Genomic DNA, 26789 nt, shown 5'->3' with positions numbered 1-26789 from the left:
GGCCCAATCAAGATGACGAAATGATGCGTGGAACCGGCCTACTGGAACGCCGTCTCCGAAAAACTCCTGAGCTTACGCGAATGCAGTCGCTCCATCGGCATTTCCGCAAGCTTCTCCATCGCCCTGATGCCGATTGTCAGGTGCTGCGCCACTTGGCGTTTGTAGAATTCGGTCGCCATACCGGGCAGTTTCAGCTCGCCATGCAAAGGTTTGTCCGAAACGCACAGCAGCGTGCCGTAGGGCACGCGGAAGCGGAAGCCATTGGCGGCGATGGTCGCCGATTCCATGTCGAGCGCGATGGCGCGTGACTGCGACAGACGCTGTACCGGGCCGCGCTGGTCGCGCAGTTCCCAGTTGCGATTGTCGATGGTGGCGACGGTGCCCGTGCGCATGATGCGCTTCAAGTCGTAGCCGGACAGACCGGTGACTTCGGCGACGGCCTCCTGCAACGCCACCTGGATTTCGGCCAGCGGCGGGATCGGCACCCAGACCGGGAGATCGTCGTCCAGCACGTGGTCCTCGCGGACATAGGCATGCGCCAGCACATAGTCGCCCAGCGCCTGGGTATTGCGCAGTCCGGCGCAGTGGCCGAGCATGACCCAGGCATGTGGCCTCAATACCGCGATGTGGTCGGTTATGGTCTTGGCGTTGGAAGGCCCAACGCCAATGTTGACCATGGTGATGCCGCCATGCCCGGGCTTCTTCAGGTGATAGGCAGGCATCTGCGGCAGCCGCGGCGGCGCGACGCCTTCACTCGGCGCGCTTTGCCCGACCCTGGTGATGACATTGCCCGGCTCGACGAACTCGGTGTATTCGCCGCCGCCATTGGCCATCAGGTCGCGGGCGCGGGCGACGAACTCGTCGATGTAGAACTGGTAGTTGGTGAACAGCACGAAATTCTGGAAATGCTGCGGCGTGGTCGCCGTATAGTGCGACAGGCGATGCAGCGAATAGTCGATGCGCTGTGCCGTGAAGGGCGCCAACGGCCTGGGTTCGCCGAAGGCAACTTCGAAGGTGCCGTTGGCGATCTGGTCGTCGGTGCCGTCGAGATCCGGCACGTCGAACAGGTCGCGGATCGGCCGCTTGATGCGCTCGGCCGCCGCGCCGTCGACATGAGTGCCTTCGAGAAAGGCGAAATGCAGTGGGATGGGGGTGGTCGATTCCGAGACGGTGACCGCAACCCCATGATTGCGCATGATCAGGCGCAACTGCTCGACAAGATAGCTTTCGAAAAGATCCGGCTGGGTGATTGTGGTGGAAAAATGCCCCGGCGTCGGCATATGGCCATAGGCTTGGCGCGAGTCGATCTGAGTGAACGACGTGGTGGTGACGCCGATCTCCGGGTAGAAGGCCCGGTAGCGCTTGCCATTGTCGCCGCCCGCTGCCGCCAGTGCCGCAAAGGAGTCGCGCAGGAACCTGGTGTTGCGATCGTAAAGCGTCTGCAGTGCCGCGACGGCCTTTTCGGCGCTATCGAAGCTCTTCCGGCCAAAAGGCTCCGGCATGACGACAGATTCGATGGCTTGTGGGTAGATTCGCTTTTCCATGGCTCAATATAGAGACTTGGATCGGCACTTGGGAGGGGTGTCGCGACCGAAGACCGTCCTTTTCTTTTATCCGCGCTGCAAGCTGACCAGGAGCACAAAGCCGACGCCGGACTTCTTCAAAGCCGGTGCGTCGATCGTTGAACCGGCGCCAGTGCGCATCATCGGCACGGCCAGAACCGGCGCGGCCAGAACCGTCAGGATAAGAGCCGCCCGCGGCAGAAGCCGAAGGGTCTTGAGAGCGTTGGCGGCGATGCGGTTCATGGTCTTTCAGCTTTTCTTTTCGAGGTCTTGGTTTCTTTGTTCAGTTGCGAAGATGGGTGGGGCAGGCGAGGCGGCAGGTTCTGGAACTGGCCTCGTCCCAGGCGCGGGCCGGACGGCCCGCTTCGGCGACGAGGATGGCGAAGAACATTCCAAACAGGCTCACCAGCAGGCAGACGATGGTAAAGCGGCGAGCGAGCATTGGGTCATGTCTCCGTCAACACGCCGGAGAATGCCCTGATGCAACTGAACCGGCTCTGATGCCGGCGTTCATCTGCGGTTCAAAATAGTTGACGGGATTTGGGCGCGGCGGCGCTGGTTTCGGCAGGCGCTGCGTGAGGCCAAGGAGGCGCGGGCGCCTCGACAAACGGAAAACGGGACCCGTCGGGGTCCCGTCTTCAGGTCAGAAGGATACGGTCGATCAGAGCTTGTGCCAGGTCTGGCTCTTGCAAATCAGTCCGCCCAGCACGCAGCCGCTCATCTTGAGCGAGGTGCCCGACAATGTCGCCTTGCCCGAATAGGTCTTGTCGTTTGCCGGATCGGTGATGTTGCCGGCATATTTGTTGTCGCCTGCCGCCTTGAGCGAGCCGATGGTCTTGCCGGCATATTTGCCGGACTTGAGCGTGATGGAAAACGAACCACCGCCAGCGATGGCCGCGGTGTCGCCGGCCTGAGTCTTCCAATTGCCTTCGATCGGGTCGGCCCATGCCGCACCCGCCATGATCAACGTGGCCGCCAGGGCCAGGCTCACTTTTCGAAACATGCTTTCCTCCCTTGGATGTCCGGCCGGATGCTCCGCCTCGCCGGTCTGCCGCTTACGCAAACGTAAGCTAATCCAGCTCCCAGAAAAACAAAAGCGGTGCCGTAGCGGAAGACTTTGGGATTTTGAAGGTGCCCGAATGCACCTCGCCGATGAGGAAATGAAACGATCGGCATGTTGCCTTTGGTTTCCGTGGTTAGCAGAGTCTTGCTTTCCTCGTTTGAAATTTTTGTCAAATTTGATGCAAGCAGGCTGAATTGCTGACTTTGTATCCTTAACGAATTTTCGCGTTTACCTCTTGTTTTAGCTTTGTTTTCCTCAAATTAAGCACGCCATTTAACGACGGATTCAAGCCTGCACGGCATTCTCGAAAGCATCGGAAGAGCAGCCGGCAAGGACGAAAGAAGGCAGCTCTCGGGAGCCTGACAGGGGCCACAAACAGGGGACTGAAATGGCACGTTTTGAAATGCTTGAAGCAGGTTTCGGCGCCATGGGAGCAACTGCCCAGGCCGACATTCTTTTCGAACTGGGCATGATGTATGCGACTGGCCGCGATTGCGAGACCGATGTCGTTGCCGCCCACAAATGGTTCAATATCGCCGCGATCAAGGGCTCGGCCCGCGCCGCGGAACTGCGCTCGGAACTGTCGGCGGCCATGTCGAAGGTCGAGATTGCCAAAGCGCTGCGCGAAGCCCGCGAATGGATGACCATGCACTGAGATCCGCCAATCGCAGGAAGGCATGTCGAAGACAGGGAAGCTCCGGGATCAAGACCGCACAGACGGCCAGACCCGGTGGAATTGAAGGCCGCGCAAGACAGTCGACGACCTGGAGCGTGATCCGGTTTTCTCGAACAAACGGAGACCGTTTGTCCAGAGATCATGCTCTGAAGAAAGAGAACGCGGCAGGCCGCAGGGTCCAGTCGTGCACCATACGGGGAAGGCGAGCGGGATTCTTGGCTGCGGGGCGCCTGGAGATTGCTCGACGGACAAAAAAGCCACGACCGGCCGGAACAGGCTGGCGTGGCTTTTTTGCGTGGATGACGCCTTGCAGGCCCAATCGAGCGCCGCCAATGCGCCTAGACAGGCCCAATGAAGGGTGAAATTGTCCCGCCTCTCTGGAAGAAGCGCGGCCGGGGCGGCCGCGCGTGAGTGGAGGAGTTCTACCATCATGAAAAAATTGAGTATTTTGAACGCGGCTATTTTCGGCCTGATGATGAGCACGCCGGTCGCATTCGCCGACGACATCACCTTTGCGGTGATCGGCCCGATGACCGGACAGCTCGCCACTATCGGCGATCAGTTCAAGCAGGGCGCACAGGCCGCTGCCGACGCGATCAACGCCGCTGGCGGCGTCAACGGGTCGATGATCAAGCTCGATATCGAAGACGACCAGTGCGATCCCAAGCAGGCCGTGTCGGTTGCCAATCGCGTCGTCGCCGACGGCGTCAAGTTCATCGACGGCCATGCTTGCTCCGGCTCCAGCATTCCGGCCTCGGCCGTCTATGCCGAAGCCGGCGCCTTGATGATGAGCCCGGCCTCGTCAAACCCGGTGCTGACCGACGCGGCGGCCAAGGCCGGCTGGCCGACGATCATGCGCCTTTATACGCGTGACGATGCGCAGGGCGCCTTCATCGGCCCGTGGATCGCCAAGAAGTTCGCCGGCAAGAATGTCGTCGTCCTGCATGACAAGAGCGCCTACGGGCAGGGCGTGGCCGACGCCGTCAGGGCAACCATGAATGCCGGCGGCCTCAAGGAGGTCTATTATGACGGCATCAACGCTGGCGAGAAGGACTATTCGGCTCTCGTCACCAAGTTGAAGGATCTGAAGGCAGACGTCGTCTATTTCGGCGGCTACCATCCTGAAGCCGGCCTGATCCTGCGTCAGTCTGCGGAACAGAACCTGAAGTTCCAGCTTATCATGCCGGACTCCATCGCATCGCCGGAATTCTGGCAGGTTGCCGGCCCGGCCGGCGAAGGCACCATGTTCGTCTTCCCGTCGGATCCCCAGGCAAAGCCCGAAGCCAAGGCAGCCGTCGAGAAGATCAAGGCCGGTGGTTTCGTGCCGGAAGGCTTCACGCTGTTCTCCTACGCCACCATCCAGGCTTTCGCTGAAGGCATTAAGCGCGCCGGCAGCGACGATCCGGCCAAGGTGGCCGAAGCGTTGAAGAACGGCACGCCGATCAGCACCGTTGTCGGTGATGTCACCTTCGACGAAAAGGGCGACCTCAAGAATGCCAGCTACGACATCAACCAGTGGCACGACGGCAAATACGCGCCGATCGCTCAGTAATCGCCGACCTGGCGACTGCATAACATAGAGAAATGGCCGGGCTCGTCCCGGCCATTGAACCATTTATGCTGGTATTGCGCGACCGTGATCGGCTTGGATCCAGGCCAAAACTAGTCTTTCGTAGTCCGCAAACAAAATGTTTTGGTCATCGATACCTGCTTGCGCCATAAGATCGGGCAAAGCCGCAAGGAATCTATCATAGCTGTCCAGAGCCAAGTTGGGTGATGGAATCGATTTGCGTCGCGAAACTGTCGCGAGCCAATCGCGCACCCGCGTTACATGGTCCTAGGAACACCTTGGTGTGCGGTAATATCCATCCCAGCAAGGTCCGAAATGAACTGTTGATATCGGTACTGAGCCACATCTAGTATCAAGCATCGCTTTTTCTTCTGCTCATCATCGCCATATCGCTTGGCGCCAAGAAACAATCCAAGTTCCAGCGGCATGTTGAAGCGAGGCAGATTGTTTATCGGATCCAGTTCGGTGCGTGATAGGTCATGGACACCATAGCGGCTTTCTTCCACAATCCTGTAGAGCTTATCTATGCGCGTTTCAGCCCCATCATCCATCTCGCGAGCACATCTCGCACGGAATCCGCATGCCAAGACACCAAATACTAGAGCGTGGAAGCTTGGTGCAAAGGCGACATCAAAAGGGCAATTGATGAAAACATCACGCGCGCCCATAGGTTAGCGAGCGTATTTGCTTATATAGTGAGTAACGACGTCCAAAGCTTTTCGGTCGGATATCCTACCTGGCTTTGTGATTGGTTTCTGGGCCAACGTGTGGGCTGCCGCCGCCTTTGCTGGCGCCGCCTTTGCCTTGGCCGATGCTGCCTTCTTGAGGATCGTTGGCTTAGCTACCTTCGGCCTGACAGACGGCTTCGTTACCGAAGATACTGTTGTTTCAACAATCCTTCCGGCGGGGGACGTCGTCACGATCTCCCAAGATCCCGACTTTTTCGAACTCAGCTGAGTATTAGGTGACTTGCTCATGATCATGCAGATAGCATCTTCAAACCCAAAATTAAACGGGTTCAATCAAAGATATCGCTCTAGACAGCCTCGTCCGCGAACCGCACCAGCACCGTTCCGTCGGTGACCTGTGCACCCTCGGTGGCGATCTCCGCGATCACACCGTCATGTGGCGCGGCGATGCTGTGTTCCATCTTCATCGCCTCGAGGATCAGCAGCGGCTGGCCCTTGATCACCGCATCGCCTTTTGCCACGCGCACCAGCTTGACCAGTCCGGGCATCGGCGCGCGCAGGCTGCCGGCGCCTGCCGCCGCCTCATCGGCACGTGCCAACGGATCCGACACCACGAAAGTATAGCCAACGGCGCCTTCGAAGACGGTGATGTGGCCTGGCCAGCGGGCGAGGCGCGGCGCGGCGCGAAAATCATGCGAATTGGTGTTTTCATAAGGTTTGTCGAGCGCCACCTGGAACCGCCCATCCGGCCGCACCGAAACCTTCGCCGCGATATCGTCCTCGCCGAACTTCAGCCATGTACGTCGCGCCACGCTGTGGAAATGCGCATAGCCGGCCAGCGACGACCACGGATCGTCGGATGGCGGCAATACTCCGGCACCGGAAGCCGCAAGGGCGGCTGCCGCCACGGTTTCGCCACTCGGCGGCGCGACCTCGGTCAAAGCCTCCTGGTGCCTGGCGATCAGGCTGGTGTCGACGTCCCCTGCGGCAAAATCCGGATCAGCGGCAAGGGCGGCAAGAAAAGCGGTGTTGACGGTCGAGCCGGCGATCTCGGTTCGCGACAGCGCCGTGCCAAGCGCTTCCAGAGCCGCCTGCCTGTCCTTGGCGTGGACGACTAGCTTGGCGATCATCGGATCGTAATAGGGCGAGATCGCGTCACCGGCTCGCACGCCGGTCTCGATGCGCATGGTAGCGCCTTCGGCGCCCGCGCCCGGAAATTTCAGATGATGCAGCGTGCCCGTCGCCGGCAGGAACCCCTTTGCCGCATCCTCGGCATAGATGCGCGCCTCGAAGGCATGGCCGGCGAGCGCGATCTCGCTTTGCGTCTTCGGCAGCTTTTCGCCGCTGGCCACCCGCAACTGCCACTCGACCAGATCGGTGCCGGTGACCATTTCGGTGACCGGATGTTCGACCTGCAAGCGGGTGTTCATCTCCATGAACCAGAAGCGGTCGGCCTTCAGGCCTTGCGAGGCATCGACAATGAACTCGATGGTGCCGGCGCCCGAATAGTTGATCGCCTTGGCAGCCTTTACCGCTGACTCCGTCATCGCCTTGCGCAGCGCCGGCGTCATGCCCGGCGCGGGCGCTTCCTCGATCACCTTCTGGTGGCGGCGTTGTGCCGAGCAGTCGCGCTCGTAGAGATGCACCGCATTGCCGAAGATATCGCCGAACACCTGCACCTCGATGTGCCGTGGCTTGTCGACATATTTTTCGACAAGCACGCGGTCGTCGCCGAAAGCGGCTTTCGCCTCGCGCCGCGCGCTGGACAGCGCCTCGGAAAATTCGTCGGGATGTTCGACCCGGCGCATGCCTTTGCCGCCGCCGCCAGCACGCGCCTTGATCAGCACGGGATAGCCGATCTCGCGTGCCTTGGACGCCAGCAGCACGATCTCCTGCGCCTCGCCATGATAACCCGGCACGACCGGCACGCCGGCTTTTTCCATCAGCCGCTTGGCGGCGTCCTTCAGCCCCATGGCACGGATCGAGGCCGCCGACGGCCCGATGAAAATGAGCCCCGCCGCCACCACCTGGTCGACGAAGTCGGGATTTTCCGACAGGAAGCCGTAGCCGGGATGAATGGCTTCAGCACCCGTCGCCAGGGCTGCCGCGATGATCTTGTCGCCGCGCAGATAGCTTTCGCCGACGGGCGAGGCGCCGATATGCACCGCCTCGTCGGCCATCTCGACATGCAGGGATTTCGCGTCGGCATCCGAATAGACGGCGACAGTGCGCACGCCCATCTTGCGCGCCGTGCGGATCACCCGGCAGGCGATCTCGCCGCGATTGGCGATCAGGATCTTGGCGAACATGGAGCCTCCGCAAGTAAGGTTCGAAGTTCGCGGGAAACAGGGCGCTTGAACACCCCCCTCTGGCCTGCCGGCCATCTCCCCCGCAAGGGGGGAGATTGGCAGCTTCGCCCTCGCTGCGAACTTTCAATGTTGGAATTTGGCGAAAGCGATAGCGACAGTCGATCTCCCCCCTTTCGGGGGAGATGTCCGGCAGGACAGAGGGGGGTACTGTCCCGCGAGCCATTCCAGCCTTCGGCGTAGACCTCTCCCTTACCAAGGGAGTGCTCTACCTTGCGGTCGGTTGTATCTATTTCGATGCCGAGATCGCGCAGCCGCCGCTCGCTGTCTTGAGTTTCCATCGCGTCAAGCCGGCCTGGCAGTTGCGCAGCGCCATTTCTTCCGCTGCCTTCTGGGACGGCGCGTTGAGCTTCGTCCCGCAGATGATGTAGAGGTCGACAACGCGCGAATAAAAGGTCGTGGCGTAGGCCGAATGACCGCTCGCCGCGACGTAGCCCTTGTAGGCAACGTTGCATTCGCCCGAACCTAGCGTCGGCGGAAAACGCACGTCTCCCTTGCTTCCTGCGAGCGATTCCGCCTGACTGGCACCAGTCGTTGCGAATATTAGTAAGCTTGCAAGTATCGAGACAGACGTCCCCCGGCAATATTTCAGTTCCATTTCCACCCTGTCCCCATTGCATTGCGCGGGACAAGCAGTAGCGAATATTTTTCCTCGTCGCCAGTTTATTGGTGGAGATTCGAAGCCGCCTATGCTGAGGAATCGATTGGCCCATTCAGTTCAGCCTTCTCGCAAGGCAGCAACGGCCCGTTGGTATAGTTCTGCCATCTGGCCATCGAAGCAGCAGAAAATGACGGTTTCGGGCATTGTTTTCTCTTTGATGAACGCGCTAATCGTGCTGACAGCGATCCGCGTCGCCTCATCTTTCGGGTAGCGGTAGATACCGGTCGAGATCGCCGGGAACGCCACCGTGCGGCAGTCATTGGCGGCGGCCAGTTCGAGCGAACTGGTATAGCAGGAGGCCAGCAATTCGGCTTCGCCTTTGCCGCCACCTTGCCAGACCGGACCGACCGTGTGGATGATGTGTCGCGCCGGCAGTTTATAACCCTTGGTGATCTTGGCTTCGCCGATCTTGCATCCATTCAACATGCGACATTCGAACTCGAGCTCACGGCCGGCCGCGCGGTGGATGGCGCCGTCGACCCCGCCACCACCGAGAAGCGAGGTGTTGGCGGCGTTGACGATGGCATCGACCGCCAGCTTAGTGATGTCGCCGATATGAACCTGAATCCGCGGACTATCGTTCATGTTACATCCGGAACACGCCGAAGCGCGTCTCCTCGATTTCGGCGTTGAGCGCGGCGGACAGGCTGAGCGCCAGCACGTCGCGCGTCTTCGCAGGGTCGATGATGCCGTCGTCCCAGAGGCGTGCGGACGAATAGAGCGGGTGGCCCTCATGCTCGTATTTCATCAGGATAGGCTTCTTGAATTTCGCCTCCTCTTCGGCGCTCCATTCGCCGCCCTTGCGCTCGATGCCCTCGCGCTTGACCATGGCCAGCACCGTTGCCGCCTGTTCGCCACCCATCACCGAGATGCGGGCATTCGGCCACATCCACAGGAAGCGCGGTGAATAGGCGCGGCCGCACATGCCGTAATTGCCGGCGCCGAACGAACCGCCGATGATGACCGTCACCTTCGGCACCTTGGCGGTGGCGACCGCCATCACCAGCTTGGCGCCGTCCTTGGCGATGCCGCCGGCTTCGTATTTTCTGCCGACCATGAAACCGGTGATGTTCTGCAGGAAGACCAGTGGGATCTTGCGTTGGCAGCATAGCTCGATGAAGTGCGCGCCCTTCAACGCGCTCTCGGAAAACAGCACGCCGTTGTTGGCGATGATGCCGACCGGCATGCCATGGAGATGGGCAAAGCCGGTGATCAGCGTGGTGCCGTAGTTCTGCTTGAACTCATCGAATTCGGAACCGTCGACGATGCGGGCGATCACCTCGCGCGCGTCATAAGGTTGGCGCAGGTCTGTCGGCACGATGCCGTAGAGTTCATCCGCCGGATGAAGCGGCGGAATCGACTTCTGTAAGTTCAGGCTTACAGTCTTGTTCCGATTCAGGTTTTTGACGATGCGCCGGCAGATGGCCAGCGCATGCTCGTCGTCCAGCGCATAGTGGTCGGCGACGCCGGAGAGCCGCGTGTGCACATCCGCCCCGCCCAGATCCTCGGCACTGACGTCCTCACCGGTGGCCGCTTTTACCAGTGGCGGGCCGCCGAGGAAGATGGTCGCCTGGTTGCGCACCATGATCGTCTCGTCCGACATCGCCGGCACATAGGCGCCGCCCGCCGTGCAGGAACCCATGACGCAGGCGATCTGCGGGATGCCGGCTGCCGACATGTTGGCCTGGTTGTAGAAGATGCGGCCGAAATGCTCGCGATCGGGAAACACCTCGTCCTGGTTGGGCAGATTGGCGCCGCCGCTGTCAACGAGGTAGATGCAAGGCAGATTGTTCTGCAGCGCGATCTCCTGCGCCCGCAAATGCTTCTTCACGGTCAGCGGATAATAGGTGCCGCCCTTCACCGTGGCGTCGTTGACGACGACCATCACCTCGGTACCTTCGACGCGGCCGATGCCGGCGATCATCCCGGCCGCCGAAATCTCCTCGCCATACATCGACCATGCGGCGAACTGGCCGATCTCGAGGAAGGGCGAGCCGGTGTCGAGCAACTGGGCGAGGCGCTCCCGCGGCAGGAGCTTGCCACGGGAAACGTGGCGCTCACGCGCTTCCTCCGAACCGCCACGCTCGACCATGGCTGCCTTCTCCGCAATGTCGGCGACCAGCCCCCGCATGCGCTCGGTATTGGCACGAAAGGTTTCGGTGGAGGGCGAGATCTGGGTTTGGAGTACGGCCATGCTACACCCCCTCCGCCATGATCTCGCGCCCGATCAGCCAGCGCCGTATCTCGCTGGTGCCGGCGCCGATCTCGTAGAGTTTTGCGTCGCGCAGCAGGCGGCCGGTCGGATAGTCGTTGATATAACCATTGCCGCCAAGCAGCTGGATGGCGTCAAGCGCCATCAGCGTTGCCTTCTCGGCGGCAAACAGCACGCAGCCGGCGGCGTCCTTGCGCGTCGTCTGGTCGCGATCGCAGGCGGCGGCGACGGCATAGACGTAGGCGCGCGCGGCGTTCAGCGTCGTGTACATGTCGGCCAGCTTGCCCTGCACCAGCTGGAACTCGCCGATCGCCTGGCCGAATTGCTTGCGTTCATGCACATAGGGGATCGCCACGTCGAGGCAGGCCGCCATCAGGCCGATCGGGCCACCGGCGAGCACGGTGCGCTCATAGTCGAGGCCCGACATCAGCACCTCGACACCTCGCCCTTCCTCGTGCAGCACATTGTCGAAGGGGACTTCGACATCCTCGAACACCAGTTCGCCGGTGTTGGATCCGCGCATGCCGAGCTTGTCGAGCTTTTGCGCCACGGAAAACCCGGCAAAAGCCTTCTCGACGATGAAAGCGGTGATGCCACGCGATTCCCGCTCCGGATCGGTCTTGGCATAGACGACCAGCGTCTCGGCATCCGGCCCGTTGGTGATCCACATCTTGGTACCGTTGAGCACATAGCGGTCATTGCGTTTTTCGGCGCGCAGCTTGAGCGAGACGACGTCGGAGCCGGCACCGGATTCCGACATCGCCAGCGCACCGACACGCTCGCCCGAGCATAAAGCAGGGAGATACTTCTCCTTCTGCGCCTTCGTCGCCCAGCGGTTGATCTGGTTGACACAGAGATTGGAATGGGCGCCGTAGGAGAGGCCCACCGAAGCCGAGGCGCGGGAGATTTCCTCCACCGCGATCACATGCGCAAGATAGCCCATACCGCTGCCGCCGAAATCGGGGTCGGCGGTAATCCCAAGCAGCCCAAGCGCACCAAGTTCGCCCCATAGATGCGCCGGAAATTCGTTCGAGCGATCGATATCGGCGGCGATCGGCGCGATGCGGTCCTGGGCGAAGCGCCGCACCATGTCGCGCAGCGCCTCGATCTCCTCATCATGCCCGAAGCTGAGCGTGTTCGTGTACATGTCGTTCCTCCCTGCCGTCGATCTTCGCGCCGACGAGCCGCATTGTCATTGAAAGATATGTCGCCGTGACTTCGGCGATCGACAGGCGTTCGCCCGGCCGAAACCAGACGATAACGCCGGTCATCATCTGGATCAGCGCCATCGCTGTGAGCCCGGTGTCGTCGATGCTGAACACACCCGTCTCGGCGCCATCGCGCAGGATGGCGCGCAGCTCCTTTTCGTAGGCTGTGCGCATCCGCAGGATCTGCGTCAGCCGTTCGGGCGACAGGCTGCGCAATTCCATGTTCGATACATGCGTGGCATGCCGACGCCCGATATGGAACGCGATGTGGTTTTCGACATAGGCCGAGAGCCGCTCCTCAGGGCCTGCACTTATCGGCGCGGCTGCCTCCCACGCTTCGGTCAGACCTTCCATATGTTCGCGCATCAGCGTGAACAGAAGCTCTTCCTTGGTCGGAAAATAGCGGTAGAGCGCGGCTGCCTGGACGCCGACTTCAGCGGCCAGCTGGCGCATCGACATCGCTTCGTAGCCAAGGCGCGCGATGAGGTTGACCGCGGCCTCGCGGATGGCCGCCTCGGTCTTTTCGCCATCGGATCCGGTGGTGCGTGCCATATTAGCCCCTTCGCGGGACAATAATAAAACGAACGTTCAATTAATTCAAGGTGTCCGACTCAGATTCGCTTTCATGCAACAATCCTGAACCCGACGAAAGTGTCTCCGGCTGCCAGCTCCTTGACGTCGACCCTGGAAACCGAAGCCCCGGACGGCCCATTCCAGAGGCGCTCGATCATTGTCGAGACCGCTTCATCGAGGCCTGCAATCTGGGCCGTTACAGACCCATCCGCTTCATTGCGGACCCAGCCCGCAACACCAAGGCTCGTGGCCTCGTCCCGAACCCAGATTCTGAAGCCGACGCCTTGCACATTGCCGTAGACACGTGCCCGCACTTCCCTGCGAAGACCAGCCATGAACCTCTCCAAGCCTGTCTCATTGGAATCTGGCGCATGGCTCAAGGAATGCAACCCGGGAATTGCCGCGCAGGACGCACTAGCTGGGCTTTCCGACTTCTGAAATTAATTGACTCAGTCCATTAATTTTGGAAAATGGTGCTGGCTATTGGGAGTTGGACGCAGATGTTGGACGAACGAAACGCATTGGTGGCCGATATCAGGCGCTTCAATCGCTTCTACACGCGCACCGTTGGTCTTCTCGACGAGACGCTGACACAAAGCGCCTTCACCCTGACCGAAGCCCGTGTGCTGTTCGAACTCGGCCACCTTAATCGTACGGCGGCTTCTGAAACTGCTGGGGAGCGGGGTTTTCTCGCCAAGGCTTTTCATCTGGAGATGGGTCCCATTGCTTCCGACATCGCCAGGCAATTGCGTGTCGATGCAGCCTATCTGACACGAATTCTGCGTAAATTCGCCGCCGAGGGCCTGACCGAGACCCGGACCGATCCGGCCGACAAGCGCCGGCGGATTCTGTCGCTAACGGCAAGAGGCGAGGCAGCCCTTTCAGGGCTCCAGGCTGCGGCCGATCGGGACACGGCGCGGTTGATCGAAAGCGTACCCGACGACAGGTTGCAGGAACTGGGCAGCGCCTTGCGCAAGGCAGGGGAATTGCTGGGCGATCCCGCCCGTGAGAACTGCGAGGTGGCGCTGCGGCCGCATCGCGTCGGCGACGTTGGCTGGGTCGTGCAGCGGCAGGCCCAGCTCTACGCCGAGGAATATGGCTGGACGATCGAATTCGAGGCCATGCTTGCCGAGATCGGCGCCGATTTCATCCGCAATTTCGTGCCCGGCCGCGACTTCTGCTGGATCGCCGAGCGCGGCGATCAGCCGGTCGGCGCGGTGTTCCTGGTTCATCAGGACGACGAAGTGGCCAAGCTTAGGATGCTGCATGTCGAGGCGTCGGCGCGCGGCCTCGGCATCGGCAAGCGCCTGGTCGCGGAATGCGTGAACCAGGCCCGCGCTTGCGGCTATACCAGGCTGGTGCTGTGGACCAACGACATCCTCGTCGCGGCGCGCGCAATCTACGAGCGCGCCGGCTTCAGGCTGGTCTCGCAGGAACACCACCACAGTTTCGGCAAGGATTTGACCGGCCAGACCTGGGAGATGGATTTGTAAGTGCCGCTGGTTTGCTCGCCAGCGGTTTCCTAGTTCCCCCGCGCTGCCGCCAGCGCACCGGGCAGTTCCTCGGCGAAGATGTCGAGTTCGTGATCCAGTCCTACGCTGACGCGGATGCAGCGGTCGAGCACCGGCACCATCGGCTTGCGGATGAAGACGTCGCGTGACAGCAGGCCCTGCAGAACTTTCAGCGCAAAAGCGCCATCGCGACCACAGTCGATGGTGACGAAGTTGGTTGCCGACGCCAGTGGCTTCAGCCCGTTCGCCTCGGCAATGCCGGCGATGCGTCCGCGGCCGGCCGAGACCCGCGCCACCACGCTCTGCAAATAGTCCTGATCGGCAAGCGCCTCGACGCCGGCGATCTGCGCCATGCGGCTGACGCCGTAATGGTTGCGGATCTTCTCGAAGTCGCGGATCACCTGGGCCTCGGCCACCGCATAGCCGCAGCGTATGCCGGCCAGCCCATAAGCCTTGGAGAGGGTGCGCATGCGGATGACGTTTGGCCTGGAGATATCGATCGGCGGCAGTGCCGAGGCCGGTCCGAGTTCACCATAGGCCTCGTCGAGCACCAGCATGGTGGTTTCCGGCAGCGCTTCGATAAAGCGGATGAGCTCGCCCGCCTCCCACCAGCTCCCCATCGGATTGTCGGGGTTGGACAGATAGACCAGCGGCGCCTTGTTCTTGCGCACCGCCGCCAGCAGCCCGTCCAGGCTTTCCCTGTCGTTCTCGTAGGGGACCGTCACCAGCCGCCCGCCGACACCGGCAATATGGAAGTTGAAGGTCGGATAGGCGCCGAGCGAGGTGACGACCGCATCGCCAGGCGCCACATACATGCGTGCCACCAGGCTGAGCAGGCCGTCTATACCTTCGCCGACAACGACGTTCTCGGCCTTCACGCCATGATGCGCGGCGACCGCCACCTTCAGATCGTAATTGTCGGGATCGCAATACATCCACATGTCGCGGGCAATTCCAGCCATGCGCTCGATGACGCGAGGTGAAGGCCCAAAGCTGCTCTCATTGGCGCCAATGCGGGCGCGGAAAGCACGCTCACGCTCGCGCTCCTGCGCTTCGGGGCCGACGAAGGGCACGGTCGACGGAAGCGCTGCGATGAGCGGCGTGAGGGGAGGGCGCTGGCGCATGATAAGGCTCGCTCGAAAAACGGTCTTCTTGCTAGCGTGGAGGCATGTTGGGCGCAAGATGACAATGCCGCGCTGGATTTCGCCGATCCGTTTTGCTAGCAAACTAGAATGAGCAACCGATTGCCGCCCGCTTGGGCCAAGCACCTTAATACGCAACCAGCGCCGAAGGGCGCACCGCCGAAGGTTGGGCAACCGAAACCTCAGCCCGTAAAGGCGGCTCCGTCTCGCGCTCAGGCCAACGATATGATGTTGAGGCAGGCGCTCGAGTTCCAGCAAGAGAATCGATTGCCTGAGGCGGAAGAACTCTGTCATCGCGTTCTGGCGAGAACGCCCGAACATCCGCTGGCCCTTTATATACTGGGGACGCTGGGGATCGGGTACGACGACGAAAAGGTCCTGCGGTATTTTGCCAGGGCGATCGCGCAGGAGCCTCTAAATCCCTACTACCACCTAAGCCTCGGTCAAGCCTATTTGAGGCTCAGCGAGTTTACACCGGCGATCAAACACATTCAGTACGCACTGGCATTGAAGCCGGATCTGGTGGAAGCGCTTTGCGCCTTGGGCGATGCATACAATTCGTTTGACAAGGGGGAAATGGCGCTGCCGCTCTTTGAGAAGGCGCTCAGGGTCGACCGAGATCATCCTATGGCCCGGTTGGGGCTGCCTCGTGCGCTGGCAAGCCTCGGCCGTATGGACGAAGCCGCGGTTCATCTCAAAGAGGCAATAGATCGGCGCATCGAGGTACCTGCCGCCTACAATGCACTTGTACGCACGCACAAATTCACTGAAGAGCCACCAGAACTCGCGGCGATCCTGACGGAACTTCAAGACCCTGACCACGGGTCCAAGGGAGCGACGGCGCTCCATCACGCGGCCGGAAAGCTACTCAACGACCTCGGTTGCTACAAGGAGGCGATGGAGCACTTCAAGAAAGGAAATCAAGCCGGCGGCAACAGGTTCGATCTGCAATCCTACCGTCGTTGGGTCGACGCCCTGATCGAGACCTTTACACCGGATTTTGTGGCTTCAAGGACTGCTTCTGGCAATGTCTCGGAGGTGCCCGTGTTCGTAGTCGGGATGCCTCGCTCGGGCACAACACTGACTGAGCAGATCTGCGCCAGCCATCCCAATGTTCATGGCGCTGGCGAGTTAACAAAGCTTAGACGCACATCGAATGGGCTCGATCTTAGGTTTGGATCCGGCATAAGCCCGGGTGAGGCGATTGCATCGATGACTCCACAGCTGTCCAGGGCGCTGGCTGCGGAGCATCTTGCCTATCTGCGCGAGCGGGCTCCTGATGCACTTCGAATTGTCGACAAGATGCCTCACAATTTCGAGCTGGTCGGCCTGATTGGCATCCTTTTCCCCAACGCCCGCATCATTCATTGTCGCCGCGACGCCATTGACAACTGTATCTCTTGCTTCGTCCTGCAATTCAGTGAAGCGCATAGCTACAGCGCCGACCTGGAGACACTGGGGCTTTACTACAGGGAGTATGATCGTCTGATGCGGCATTGGGACAAGATTTTCCCGGGCCGTATCTTCGAAAACCGGTACGAGACGTTGATTGAAAATCAAGAGAAGCAGTCGCGCTGTCTCATAGATTATCTCGGACTACCCTGGGACGATACCTGCTTGCGCTTTTTTGACAGGGCCGGCTCCGTAAATACCTATAGCAATTGGCAGGTCCGCCAGCCGATCTATACGTCGTCCGTCAAGCAGTGGAGGAATTACGAAAGCGAGATCCAGCCCTTGATCGAGACCCTCGGCGATTTGGCCGATATCTGATCTGAATCTGGAAATCCAGGCATCGTGAGTCCACACCGCGTCGCCTGTTCTGGCAATCTGGGCAGCCCAGCCATTGAGCAGGTCGACATCTGCAAGGTCTGAAAAAGGCGCGACGGACGAAAAACCCGGCGGTTGCCCGCCGGGTTAGATTTTCAGCCAGGCTCGGTCCGTTAGAACGAGCGCTGGAAGCGGAGAAGACCGCCGACGCTGCTCTTCTTGTCGGCATTGGTAAAGTTGGAGAAGTCGACGTCGTCGAACTTGCCTGCATTGAGGTAGTCGACTTCGGCCGTGATCGTCATGCCAGGAACGATGTCGTAGGCGATGTTCGCCGCGACGCCGAGGTTCTTCCAGTCGTCATACGAAATCTGGGTGTTGAACGAGGTCTTCTCGTTGAACTTGTAGGTGCCGCCGCCCCACACTGCCCAGTTGCCGCCCCACGTCTTGTAGAAGCCGCGGCCGCCAGCCGGAATGGCATAGGTCGGGTCGTTGAGGTTGTCATCCGTGCCGTAGCCGCCCATGACCCACAGCTGTATGGCATCAGAGACGTTCACGTCCAAGCGAACCTTGCCAGCGACTTCTTCGTAGTTGCTGTCGTAAGCAACGACGCCGGTGATCGCGCCCCAGCCCTGTGTCCACTTCACGCCGCCGACGACATGCGGAACGTAGCTGTCGATCGTGCCGACGACGCCCGCGCCTTCTTCGAGAGAGAGAACGGCCGAGAAGCCGTTACCAGCGTCGAAATAGTACTGAACGACGTTGGTGTCGAAATCGCCGTAGGGAACCAGCGTATCCTGGATGACGTTGCCGGCGTAGCCGATGAACGTATCGAAGGCCGATTCGTCCTTACCGACGCGCAGACCGCCGAGCTGGATCCAGGCGAAGTTCAGCGATACGTCCTTGTTGCCGGCGGGGTTGCCGATCGGATCGCCGTCGGCGTCAAAGGCGCCGTAGTTGTTGCGGTTGCCGAAGTTGAAGCGGGTCTCGGTGTAGGTCTTCAAGGTGCCGAGCTCGGTTTCCTGGCCGGTCCAGGTCTTCAGCGTGAAGCGGGCGTTCTTGTACCAGGTGTCTTTTTCTTCACCGTCCTCGTGATCGAAGCTGCGAGCGCCATCGAACGAGCCGACGTCGCCGCCGCCGATGTCGTAACGGATGTAGCCGCCGATGCGCAGGCAGGTCTCGGTGCCGGGGATATAGAAGTAGCCAGCGCCGTAGACGTCGCAAATCTTGACGTATTCAGCGGGTTCCGGCTCGGCGACGACGACGGCGTCGGCGGCGCGCGCACCGGAAACTGCGATCAGGGCCGCAGCGGAGCCGAGGAGAAGGCTCTTGATGTTCATTTTCTGACCTCCAGTCAGAATCGAACGAAACAACGGTTTTGGCGATGCCTGCTTCTGCAGCAAGCAATTGTTATTTCTGCGTTTTCTCGGGAAACCTCTGGATTTTTCACAAAGGAAGCGGGCAGTCACCACAGACGTTTGCTGGCGAAGGCGTGCCCGGAACCTGATTTGAGATAGCGCTCGAATGAAGTGGCCTTGGCTTGATTCGAGAAGGCGACATAGGTCACGATCCGCCATGGCAGGAACTTGGATGTATGACTGGATTTTCCGTCGTTGTGCTCGGCAAGCCGTCGCTTCAGGTCGGAAGTCACGCCGATATAGCGTTCACCTTCCACAGCCTTGCTTTCCAGCAGATAGACGTACCACATCAGCCGCTCCCCTTCGCCAAAGGCGAGGCATCCTGCTTTGCAGAAGGGCGACTGCCAACCCTATTCTATAAGGAATTCAAGGCTTTTGAGGCCCTCCTTCGCTACGGCTTCGGAGGGCATCCTGCTTCGCTCGGAGGGTTTGGGCTTGTCCTGCGAAGCGCGCGGCGCGAAGCAGGATGGCGGAGAGGATGGGATTCGAACCCACGAGAAGCTTTTGACCTCTACTCCCTTAGCAGGGGAGCGCCTTCGACCACTCGGCCACCTCTCCGTTGCGCCGCTGGATAAAGAAAAGCGCCGGCACAATCAACAAGCTCGCGTCATTAAATGAAAAAATAAGGAAACGCGCCAAACCGCGGCTTTCCGCGGATGCGGCGGTTCTGCGGCAGTTCCTGGCCAGCGACTCGGGATCTCGCCATGATTCCGTCGGGCGATCGCCGGATTCGCCCGCAAACAAGGGGTTGCGGAGGGGCAGATGGTTAACGAGAGCTTTCTGAGTGAGGCCAAATCGTGTCATTTGTGCAACAACGCCAGGGGATAGCAGCCGAACAGCCCTTTCGCCGGTACGATCGTGGTTGAACGCCGCCGCCTCATGGGTAATGTCGATTTCGAAGGAGCGGCGCGGTGCGCATCTTTTTCGGTAGTGGGGATGGGGCAGGGAACGCTGTCCTTCAGCAAAGAATACCCAGACCCGTTTTTTAACTTTTGACTGGAGGTCAGAAAATGAACATTAAGAGCCTTCTCCTCGGCTCCGCTGCGGCCCTGATCGCAGTTTCCGGTGCGCGCGCCGCCGACGCCGTCGTCGTCGCCGAGCCGGAACCCGCTGAATACGTCAAGATTTGCGACGTCTACGGCGCTGGCTACTTCTACATCCCCGGCACCGAGACCTGCCTGCGCATCGGCGGCTATGTGCGTTACGACATCAGCGGTGGCGACGTCGGTTCGTTCGATGGTGCGGAGTCCCGTGACGTGAAGGACGGTGATACGCAGGATACCTGGCGCAAGAAGGCCCGCTTCACGCTGAAGACCTGGACCGGCCAGGAAACCGAACTCGGCACCTTGAAGACCTACACTGAGACTCGCTTCAACTTCAACAATGCCAACAACTATGCCACCTACTATGGCAATCCTGCTGGCAACAGCGGCGCTTCGCTGAACTTCGCCTGGATCCAGCTCGGTGGGCTGCGCGTCGGTAAGGACGAATCGGCCTTCAATACGTTCATCGGCTACGCCGGCAACGTCATCCAGGATACGCTGGTTCCCTACGGCGATTTCGACACCAACGTCGTCCAGTACTACTTCGACGCCGGCAACGGCTTCTCGGCCGTGGTGTCGCTCGAAGAAGGCGCGGGCGCTGGCAAGTTTGGTTCCTACGGCGTGGGCACGATCGACAGCTACGTTCCGCACGTCGTCGGTGGCGTGAAGTGGACACAGGGCTGGGGCGCGATCACCGGCGTCGTTGCTTATGACAGCAACTACGAAGAAGTCGCCGGCAAGGTCCGCTTGGACGTGAACGTTTCTGACGCCATACAGCTGTGGGTCATGGGCGGTTACGGCACCGACGACAACCTCAGCGACCCGACCTATGCCCTTCCGGCTGGCGGTCGCGGCTTCTTCAAGCAGTGGGGCGGCAGCTGGGCAGTGTGGGGCGGTGGCACCTACAAGTTCAACGAGAAGACCTCGTTCAACGCCCAGATTTCGTATGATGACTGGAAGAACCTCGGCATCGCCGCGAACATCGCTTACGATGTGGTTCCCGGCTTCACGGTCACGGCCGAAGTCGACTACCTCAACGCAGGCAAATTCGACGACGCCGACTTCTCCAACTGGACCAATGCCGACAACAAGAGCAACATCGGCGGCATGCTCCGCTTCCAGCGCTCGTTCTAAGGGCTGGTTCCTTACAGATGAAATCCAGCCCGGGCGCGCAAACGCCCGGGCTGTTTTTGTTTCGTGACTGGGTCAAGGAAAACAGAAGGAACAGGGGGTAACGGTAGCTGAATAGGGTCCGTGGGATGGTTTCGTGGGATCCGCTGATGGGCGGATGAAATCACAACTGCGTGATTCATATCTCTTGAAAGGACGCCTCCAAGCGGATAGGGCTGATCTATCCCACTCGGGGGTGTGGCAAATGATGACGACCGAAGCGATTCAAGAGGGTGAACCCTCCGATCATTTTTCGATGTTTTCTTCTCAAAATTCGACGATACGATACAGTTACAACAAGATCAGAGAAGTAAAGTCGTACAGGGTTGGAGAGCTCTTTTTAGCATACCGGGACATATTGTGGGATGATGGGCGGCATAAATACAATGTCAGCTCTTTCATCGGCGAGATAGATGAGCTTCTCCTTGGGGAGCGATTCAGCGCCTTCGACCAGAGTACCCTGGACAACCTTATTGGTACCTTGCGCCAGCGCGGCAACAGCAACGCAACCATCAATCGAAAGATGGCTGCCCTCAGCAAACTGCTGCGCAAGGCTCATAAGATGGGAGATATCCACAGCCTGCCCGAGTTCCGCCGCCAGAAGGAGCGGGCGGGACGGATTCGTTTCCTCGAGAGGGACGAAGAGGCCAGGCTGTTCGCCGCCATCAAGAGCCGCAGCGAGGATGCCTACAGGCTTTCAGTCTTCCTGGTCGATAGCGGATGCCGTCTCGGTGAGGCGCTCGGGCTGATCTGGAATGACATCCAGGAGCACCGCGTCAGTTTCTGGATCACCAAATCCGGCCGCAGCCGCACCATTCCAATGACCGAGCGGGTCAAGGAGGTCATCAAGCTGCCTCCCACTGAAGGCCGCCGGCCCAAGGGTCCGTTCACCAAGCTCAGCCAGGCACAGTTCCGTGCCATCTGGAACGACGCGAAGGCCGAAGTCGGCCTTGGCGCCGACGACCAGGTGGTGCCGCACATCTTGCGCCACACCTGCGCCTCGCGTCTTGTCCAGGGCGGCATCGACATCAGGCGCGTGCAGATGTGGCTTGGCCACCAGACCCTGTCGATGACCATGCGTTACGCGCATCTGGCCACCAACGATCTCGATGGTTGCGTCATCGTGCTGGAAACGCCTCGATCGACTCAGCCGGCTGGCAACTGCGCGGAAGGCTCCGTGTTTTCATCGCCCGTGACGACGCCTTCGTCGCCGACGGCGGAGCGGAAACAGAGGGACGCTGCGGCAAGGGAATTGCCGAAGGCTCCTCGGAAAAATTCAAAAGCCAAGTAGGCTGGAGAACCTTGCCTATACTATTGTAGCTGTCCCGTGACCTTGTTTGGTCATGGGATTTACTTTGGAATATTCTTCCGTTCGGCTCGATCGAGAAAAGCAGCGATGTCGCTGGGTAGACCGCCGGTCTCGAGGAATGGCGCATGGCCCTGGTCCTCGACGATGATCGTTTCCATCATGGAATGGTGCTTTCCCATCTGCTCCAGCGTTCCCGCCGACAGAAGCCTCGAATTGGCACCACGTATGGCCAGCAGAGGAATGGCGGCCAACGCCTCGAATTGCGGCCATAGATCAGGCAGCTTCTGCGTCAGATCGAGACTGGCAACGGTATCGACAAGCTTCGGGTCGAAATCCGGCATCAGGCCTTGATCCGTCTCACGGTAGAGCGCCCATACCATCCGCGCCCAATCCGCATCGGTGAGTGCGGAAAAGTCTTCGCCGTGAACGCTGCGCTGGATATCCACGGCCTCGGCGAAGGTCTTGGGCGTCGGGTCGCGCTCGAGATAAGACTGGATATGGGCAAGCCCTGCCACCTCGATCACCGGTCCAATGTCGTTGAAAACAATCGCTTTCAGGACAGCCGGCCGTATCATGCCCAGAACATGCACGATCAGCCCGCCGCGCGACGTGCCGATGAAGGCTGCTTCCGCGATGTCCAGCGCCGCCAGCCCAGCTAGGACGTCGCCGGCTTCGACGCCGACATTGTAGTTTTTGACATCGGGATCATACGCTGACTGCCCCCGCCCGCGATAGTCGAAGGCGATGACCTTTCGCGGATTTGCCGCATGCGTCGACAGATGGAGCGCCAGCTCATGAAAATCGCGAGCATTGCGGGTCAGACCTGGCAGGCAGACGACCGGCCAGCGGCCGGTATTGGTTTCGCCATAGACGCGCGCATGGAGCTGGAGCCCGTCCGGTGCGCCGTAGAAAAAGTCAGAAAAACCTTGGTCGTTTGGCATACCGATTCGCTTCCCCACCGTCATCAGATCGCCTCCAACTGCTATAGGCGAGGGCAGGGGTGGTCAAATCGGGCCAAAGTGCAGGCGTTGAAACTTTGAGATGCTGGAGGGACAGCGCCCCCCTCTGTCCTGCCGGACATCTCCCCCTCAAGGGGGGAGATCGGCTATCCGCTTTGGTTTCGCCAATATCAAACGTAGCAGAATTGGCGGCACGGCCGTGCTAGCCAATCTCCCCCCTTGAGCAGGGCTGTCCGGGGAAAGTCATTCATAGGTGAAGCACATCTGGTTTGGGGAGTAATTGGGTTTTCGTTGACTTGGGTTGACGGGTGGCGGTTTGTCGATGGCGGCGATGTTTCGGCGCTCGAAGAGGCATCGGTTGACCAGATCGGTGAACCTGAGGATTGGCATGGCGATACGGTAGGCGCGAGCGGCGATGCGCAGCAGCGCATAGGCGACCATGGCGGCGAAGAGTTGCAGGCGGATGGCATTGTCGTTGTTGCCGAGGAACTTGCGGATTTTGAGATGCTGCTTGATCCAGCGAAACAAGAGTTCGATCTGCCATCGGCCTTTGTAGAGCTGTGCGATCTCGACGGCGGTTCGCTTGAGGTCGTTGGTCAAGAGCGTGATGGTGTCGCCGTCATTTCGCTTGAGGATGAGCCGGCGCAACGGGATTGCCAGTTTGCTGTTGGTTTTGCTGGCAAGACTTACGTTAGCATCCTCCAGAATGGTGAAGCCATCACCCTGAGTTTGGGCGATGCGACGCTGGCGCTCGACCTTGAGACCCATATTGGATTTGGGCCGCGTGACGAAGAAGGCCTTGGCGGTGGCGATCGCCGTCCACCAGCCGTAATGGCAATAGCCCTTGTCGAACACGTAGGTGGCGCCCTTCTCGATGGTGATCGTGCGGCCGATCTGGGCATCGTTGACGTTGGCATCGGTGATGTCGAGGACGCGCGGGCAATCGCTGTCGGGATCGTAGACGACATGCATCTTCATGCCACGAATGCGGCCGTTCGACTTGGCCCAGGCGCAGGTCTTGCCGAGCGGAATAGGCGTGGAATCGATCAGCCGCAGCATGGCCGTGCCCTCACGGCGCGTCTGCCGGTCAAGTTGGCCGGCAAGCAGACCGAAAGTCTCGGCAAAGAGACCAACGGGGCGGCGGCGGTTGGCATCCGACAAGGTCGAGCGGCGCAACCGGTCGGTGCCCAGATGATAATGGTGCTGGCAGTTGGCGTTCCAGCCGGCTTCCAGGCTACGCAGGCTGTCGGCGCCACTGAGCTGCGCATAAACCAGCACCATCAGGTGGTCCCAACTCTTGAACGACTTGTCGTAGGCATCCCCGTCATGGCTATCCACAACCGTCTGAAAGCCGCGCCGATTGATCGGTTCAACCAGCTTGCCAAGAATGCTAGGTGTAAAGCGCATGCTCCGTTCCCTTTCTGAGTCTCGACAACCAGAAGGTAGACGGAAAACCGCCGTCTTACGGGGCATGCGCATGCGGCATTTCGATTCAGCTGACGTTTTCCCCGGACAGCCCTGCCCCTTGAGGGGGAGATGTCCGGCAGGACAGAGGGGGGCGCCGTAGAGCGCCAGCCTTTGACTTACCCGTCGCTGTCCCCTCAACTCCGCCCGTTCACCAGATCCCCGACAATATCGTATTTGCCGGAAATACGCATCTTGTAGACTTCGTAATTCTCCATCACGCGCTGCACGTAACTTCTTGTTTCCGTGTAGGGAATCCGCTCGATCCAGTCGACGACGGCATCGATGTCCTTGCCACGTGGGTCGCCATATCTGGCCACCCACTGGCTGGCCCGGTTGGGGCCGGCATTGTAGCCGGCGAAGGTCAGCACATAGGAGCCGTTGAAGCGATCGAGCTGTTCGCCGAGGAAGGCCGAACCAAGCGTCGCATTGTAACCGGCGTCGGTGGTCAGCCGTGTCTGCGAAAACTGCAATCCGGCCTTCTTCGCCAATTGCCTGGCGGTGCCCGGCATCAGCTGCAGCAGGCCGCGCGCGCCGGCGCTGGACACGGCGCCGATGTTGAATTCGCTCTCCTGGCGGGCGATCGCGTAGGCCAACGCCTTGCCAGAGCCGGAAATGTCGGCCGAATCGGGAATGACACCGAGCGGATGCGACAGTGCGCCGACATCGATGCCACGTGCGCCGGCGATCTTGCCGATTTTCAGCGCCATGAAATGATTGCCTTGCTTTTCCGCAAGGACAGCCAGCAGCGCCAGTTCGCCCGGACTGGTCAACTGCCCGGCAAGGTCGCGATAGAGCGTTTCGGCATAGCGGTCGTAGCCTGCCTCCTGCAGCCGCTTGATGGCGCCGACGGCTTCGCGGCCGCCAAAATTCTGCCGGTCGGCGGCACTTGGCTGGGGATAGACGATGTTCAGCGCCTGCCGGCCGACGCGTTCGGCGGCAAGCTGACCGTAAAATGTCGTGCCGTAGGCAGCGGCGCGCGCAAAATAGTCCCTGGCATTGCCTGGGCCGCCGACTTCCGCCGCACGGCCGAGCCAGTAGTAGGCACGCGACAGCGTCATCGGCCCCTGCGCGAGGTCGGCAATGCGGGCGAAATGGGTGGCCGCGGTTTTTGGGTCGTTCAGCCCGCGCAGCGCATACCAGCCGGCATGGAATTCGGCCTCCGCCGCATTGGCGGCGCTTTCAGCGGCGTGCGTGGCGACGATCTTGTACGCGGTCTTCATGTCGCCCTGGTCGACCAGTTCACGCGACAGCACCCGGCGCTCGACCCACCAGGCATCTGGATCGACCAGAGCGTCGCGATCGGTCGGCGCCTGCATCACAATGGCGGCGGCGCCGGCAAAATCCTCTTGCTTGCGCAGATACTCGGCCTGCGCGAAGAAGTAACCGGCCGAACGCTGTGTCGCCGGCACGGCCTTCAGCAGTTTGGCGGCGTTCTTGTCGCCTTTGTCGGCCGCCGCCCAGGCATCGGCGAGCTGCCGGGCGCCGGCGAGGCCGGCGACGCGCAGCGCGGAATTCGCGCGGTCGGCATAGAACATGCGCTCCATGCGAAAACGGTGGTCTGCGGCCGGGATTAGGCTGCCGAACTCCTTGACCAGCGCCGTCTCGTCCTTGGCCTCCAGGGTCGCCGTGCGCCAGAATGGCGACAGCACCGAACGCGCCGCCTTGACGTTGCCCGACGCCACATAGGCGCGGGCGAGAACCATCACGCCTTCGAATGTCTGCGGCTGGCTGCCGTCGAACGCCCTGATAACGATGTCTGGAGCAGGGTTCTCGCGATAGAGCGCGCGCTCGCTGTTCTTGCGCAGGGCGACGGTGCCCGGCCAGTTGGGTAGCATCTTTGCCGCGGCGGCGATGTCGCCGCTCGGAACCTTGTCGCCGCCATAAAGCGCTATCGCCCAGGCAAGGATATGCTGGTCGAGCGAATGAGCGGGAAGGGCGTCGCGCACGCCACGGGCGCCGGGACTATCGCCCGCCGCCAGCGCATCCAGCCCGCTCTTCAAGAGGGCGACATCGGGCGAGGGCGCCTGTTGCGTCCTGTCCTGCAGGTTGGGCATCGGGAGGGCCGAGCCTGGCATTGCGATGGTCGAGGCCAGCATCGGAATGGTCGAAGTGACCTGTACATCGACGCTACCGCTCGTCGCCATGCCCGGCATCAGCGCGAGCGTGGCGCCAAGCAGCGCGAAGAGGTGAGGCCGACTGCCCGGCATGATCCCTAGGTCTTTCCTTGTCCTGACATTCTACCAGCAGCCGAAGATGCCTCGAAGCCTAAACTTAGGTCGTGAAGAGCCCGTAAACAAAGAGTTAGCGAGGCCGTTCGAATTGCGCTTGCTGGCACCATGGCAATGCTTGCCGCGCGACCATGTCGAGACTATGGTGCGCCGCTTCGCTTTCGGCTAGAAGGCGCGCACGATAACCCGAACAACAAA

Annotated in this window: 25 protein-coding genes and 1 tRNA gene; 7 read left to right on the top strand and 19 right to left on the bottom strand. The window is 60.6% G+C overall.

The window, feature by feature from the left end; genetic code table 11:
- Positions 1–38: 38 nt before the first annotated feature.
- From ACSQ3L_RS24370 to ACSQ3L_RS24355, 4 genes are all read right to left on the bottom strand, one after another.
- Positions 39–1502, bottom strand: coding sequence for an AMP nucleosidase (locus ACSQ3L_RS24370; RefSeq protein ID WP_436162223.1), 1464 nt, complete (start codon positions 1500–1502; stop codon positions 39–41).
- 108 nt (positions 1503–1610) lie between these two features.
- Entirely contained in the window at positions 1611–1805 is a 195-nt protein-coding gene (locus tag ACSQ3L_RS24365) for a hypothetical protein (protein ID WP_436162222.1), read from the bottom strand.
- Positions 1806–1845: 40 nt separating this feature from the next.
- Positions 1846–2004 carry a hypothetical protein gene (locus ACSQ3L_RS24360; protein ID WP_023812838.1) on the bottom strand — a complete coding sequence of 53 codons (159 nt, stop codon included), beginning with the start codon at positions 2002–2004 and terminating at the stop codon, positions 1846–1848.
- Positions 2005–2223: 219 nt separating this feature from the next.
- Positions 2224–2565 (bottom strand): DUF2147 domain-containing protein, encoded by a 342-nt coding sequence (locus ACSQ3L_RS24355; RefSeq protein WP_436162221.1) that lies wholly within the window; start codon positions 2563–2565, stop codon positions 2224–2226.
- Between the two features lie 448 nt (positions 2566–3013).
- On the opposite strand from ACSQ3L_RS24355, the gene ACSQ3L_RS24350 reads away from it, so the two are divergent.
- The gene (locus ACSQ3L_RS24350; RefSeq protein ID WP_010915070.1) at positions 3014–3280 is read left to right on the top strand and encodes a sel1 repeat family protein; all 267 of its coding nucleotides are present in this window, start codon (positions 3014–3016) and stop codon (positions 3278–3280) included.
- Between the two features lie 451 nt (positions 3281–3731).
- The gene (locus ACSQ3L_RS24345) at positions 3732–4853 is read left to right on the top strand and encodes an ABC transporter substrate-binding protein (RefSeq protein WP_109662624.1); all 1122 of its coding nucleotides are present in this window, start codon (positions 3732–3734) and stop codon (positions 4851–4853) included.
- 275 nt (positions 4854–5128) lie between these two features.
- On the opposite strand, the gene ACSQ3L_RS24340 is transcribed toward ACSQ3L_RS24345, so the two are convergent.
- Complete coding sequence (locus ACSQ3L_RS24340) at positions 5129–5539, bottom strand: hypothetical protein (protein ID WP_436162220.1); 411 nt, start codon at positions 5537–5539, stop codon at positions 5129–5131.
- 76 nt (positions 5540–5615) lie between these two features.
- Here ACSQ3L_RS24340 and ACSQ3L_RS24335 point away from each other — a divergent pair, with 76 nt between their 5' ends.
- The gene (locus tag ACSQ3L_RS24335; RefSeq protein ID WP_436162219.1) at positions 5616–5828 is read left to right on the top strand and encodes a hypothetical protein; all 213 of its coding nucleotides are present in this window, start codon (positions 5616–5618) and stop codon (positions 5826–5828) included.
- Positions 5829–5907: 79 nt separating this feature from the next.
- Here ACSQ3L_RS24335 and ACSQ3L_RS24330 read toward each other — a convergent pair whose 3' ends face one another.
- From ACSQ3L_RS24330 to ACSQ3L_RS24300, 7 genes are all read right to left on the bottom strand, one after another.
- Complete coding sequence (locus ACSQ3L_RS24330) at positions 5908–7869, bottom strand: acetyl/propionyl/methylcrotonyl-CoA carboxylase subunit alpha (protein WP_436162218.1); 1962 nt, start codon at positions 7867–7869, stop codon at positions 5908–5910.
- A 286-nt stretch (positions 7870–8155) separates the two neighbouring features.
- Positions 8156–8524: a hypothetical protein gene (locus ACSQ3L_RS24325; protein ID WP_436162217.1), complete on the bottom strand. Its 369-nt coding sequence runs from the start codon at positions 8522–8524 to the stop codon at positions 8156–8158.
- 120 nt (positions 8525–8644) lie between these two features.
- Entirely contained in the window at positions 8645–9172 is a 528-nt protein-coding gene (locus tag ACSQ3L_RS24320; RefSeq protein ID WP_436162216.1) for an O-acetyl-ADP-ribose deacetylase, read from the bottom strand.
- A gap of 1 nt (position 9173) precedes the next feature.
- The gene (locus ACSQ3L_RS24315) at positions 9174–10781 is read right to left on the bottom strand and encodes a carboxyl transferase domain-containing protein (RefSeq protein WP_436162215.1); all 1608 of its coding nucleotides are present in this window, start codon (positions 10779–10781) and stop codon (positions 9174–9176) included.
- 1 nt (position 10782) lies between these two features.
- Complete coding sequence (locus tag ACSQ3L_RS24310; RefSeq protein ID WP_436162214.1) at positions 10783–11946, bottom strand: isovaleryl-CoA dehydrogenase; 1164 nt, start codon at positions 11944–11946, stop codon at positions 10783–10785.
- Positions 11915–12559 carry a TetR/AcrR family transcriptional regulator gene (locus tag ACSQ3L_RS24305; RefSeq protein WP_436162213.1) on the bottom strand — a complete coding sequence of 215 codons (645 nt, stop codon included), beginning with the start codon at positions 12557–12559 and terminating at the stop codon, positions 11915–11917. Before ACSQ3L_RS24305 ends, ACSQ3L_RS24310 begins: the two co-directional genes overlap by 32 nt.
- 71 nt (positions 12560–12630) lie before the next feature.
- Positions 12631–12915, bottom strand: a complete 285-nt coding sequence (locus ACSQ3L_RS24300) for an acylphosphatase (RefSeq protein WP_436162212.1) — start codon at positions 12913–12915, stop codon at positions 12631–12633.
- 165 nt (positions 12916–13080) lie between these two features.
- Between ACSQ3L_RS24300 and ACSQ3L_RS24295 the strand changes: the two genes are divergently transcribed.
- Positions 13081–14073, top strand: coding sequence for a bifunctional helix-turn-helix transcriptional regulator/GNAT family N-acetyltransferase (locus ACSQ3L_RS24295; protein WP_436162211.1), 993 nt, complete (start codon positions 13081–13083; stop codon positions 14071–14073).
- A gap of 29 nt (positions 14074–14102) precedes the next feature.
- On the opposite strand, the gene ACSQ3L_RS24290 is transcribed toward ACSQ3L_RS24295, so the two are convergent.
- A complete protein-coding gene (locus ACSQ3L_RS24290) occupies positions 14103–15215 on the bottom strand; it encodes a pyridoxal phosphate-dependent aminotransferase (RefSeq protein ID WP_436162210.1) in 1113 nt (370 codons plus the stop codon).
- Positions 15216–15323: 108 nt separating this feature from the next.
- On the opposite strand from ACSQ3L_RS24290, the gene ACSQ3L_RS24285 reads away from it, so the two are divergent.
- Entirely contained in the window at positions 15324–17003 is a 1680-nt protein-coding gene (locus tag ACSQ3L_RS24285) for a tetratricopeptide repeat-containing sulfotransferase family protein (protein WP_436162209.1), read from the top strand.
- Positions 17004–17173: 170 nt separating this feature from the next.
- On the opposite strand, the gene ACSQ3L_RS24280 is transcribed toward ACSQ3L_RS24285, so the two are convergent.
- The 3 genes from ACSQ3L_RS24280 to ACSQ3L_RS24270 all read right to left on the bottom strand — a co-directional run bounded on the left by ACSQ3L_RS24280 (position 17174) and on the right by ACSQ3L_RS24270 (position 18973).
- Complete coding sequence (locus tag ACSQ3L_RS24280) at positions 17174–18337, bottom strand: porin (RefSeq protein WP_436162208.1); 1164 nt, start codon at positions 18335–18337, stop codon at positions 17174–17176.
- Between the two features lie 125 nt (positions 18338–18462).
- Positions 18463–18705 (bottom strand): GIY-YIG nuclease family protein, encoded by a 243-nt coding sequence (locus tag ACSQ3L_RS24275; protein WP_436162207.1) that lies wholly within the window; start codon positions 18703–18705, stop codon positions 18463–18465.
- Positions 18706–18882: 177 nt separating this feature from the next.
- Positions 18883–18973, bottom strand: a tRNA-Ser gene (locus ACSQ3L_RS24270).
- A gap of 452 nt (positions 18974–19425) precedes the next feature.
- Here ACSQ3L_RS24270 and ACSQ3L_RS24265 point away from each other — a divergent pair.
- Both ACSQ3L_RS24265 and ACSQ3L_RS24260 read left to right on the top strand, forming a co-directional pair.
- On the top strand, positions 19426–20592 hold the full coding sequence (locus ACSQ3L_RS24265; RefSeq protein ID WP_436162206.1) for a porin: 1167 nt from the start codon (positions 19426–19428) through the stop codon (positions 20590–20592).
- A 241-nt stretch (positions 20593–20833) separates the two neighbouring features.
- The gene (locus tag ACSQ3L_RS24260; RefSeq protein ID WP_436162205.1) at positions 20834–21919 is read left to right on the top strand and encodes a tyrosine-type recombinase/integrase; all 1086 of its coding nucleotides are present in this window, start codon (positions 20834–20836) and stop codon (positions 21917–21919) included.
- Positions 21920–21978: 59 nt separating this feature from the next.
- Here ACSQ3L_RS24260 and ACSQ3L_RS24255 read toward each other — a convergent pair whose 3' ends face one another.
- From ACSQ3L_RS24255 to ACSQ3L_RS24245, 3 genes are all read right to left on the bottom strand, one after another.
- Complete coding sequence (locus tag ACSQ3L_RS24255) at positions 21979–22878, bottom strand: alpha/beta fold hydrolase (RefSeq protein WP_436162204.1); 900 nt, start codon at positions 22876–22878, stop codon at positions 21979–21981.
- Positions 22879–23139: 261 nt separating this feature from the next.
- Positions 23140–24303 (bottom strand): IS4 family transposase, encoded by a 1164-nt coding sequence (locus tag ACSQ3L_RS24250; protein ID WP_436158411.1) that lies wholly within the window; start codon positions 24301–24303, stop codon positions 23140–23142.
- A gap of 194 nt (positions 24304–24497) precedes the next feature.
- A complete protein-coding gene (locus tag ACSQ3L_RS24245) occupies positions 24498–26570 on the bottom strand; it encodes a lytic transglycosylase domain-containing protein (RefSeq protein ID WP_436162203.1) in 2073 nt (690 codons plus the stop codon).
- Between the last annotated feature and the right edge of the window lie 219 nt (positions 26571–26789).

This window comes from Mesorhizobium sp. LjRoot246 (assembly GCF_964254115.1).
In the GTDB taxonomy this organism is placed as follows: domain Bacteria; phylum Pseudomonadota; class Alphaproteobacteria; order Rhizobiales; family Rhizobiaceae; genus Mesorhizobium.
This window is presented reverse-complemented; position numbering and strand designations above follow the sequence as displayed.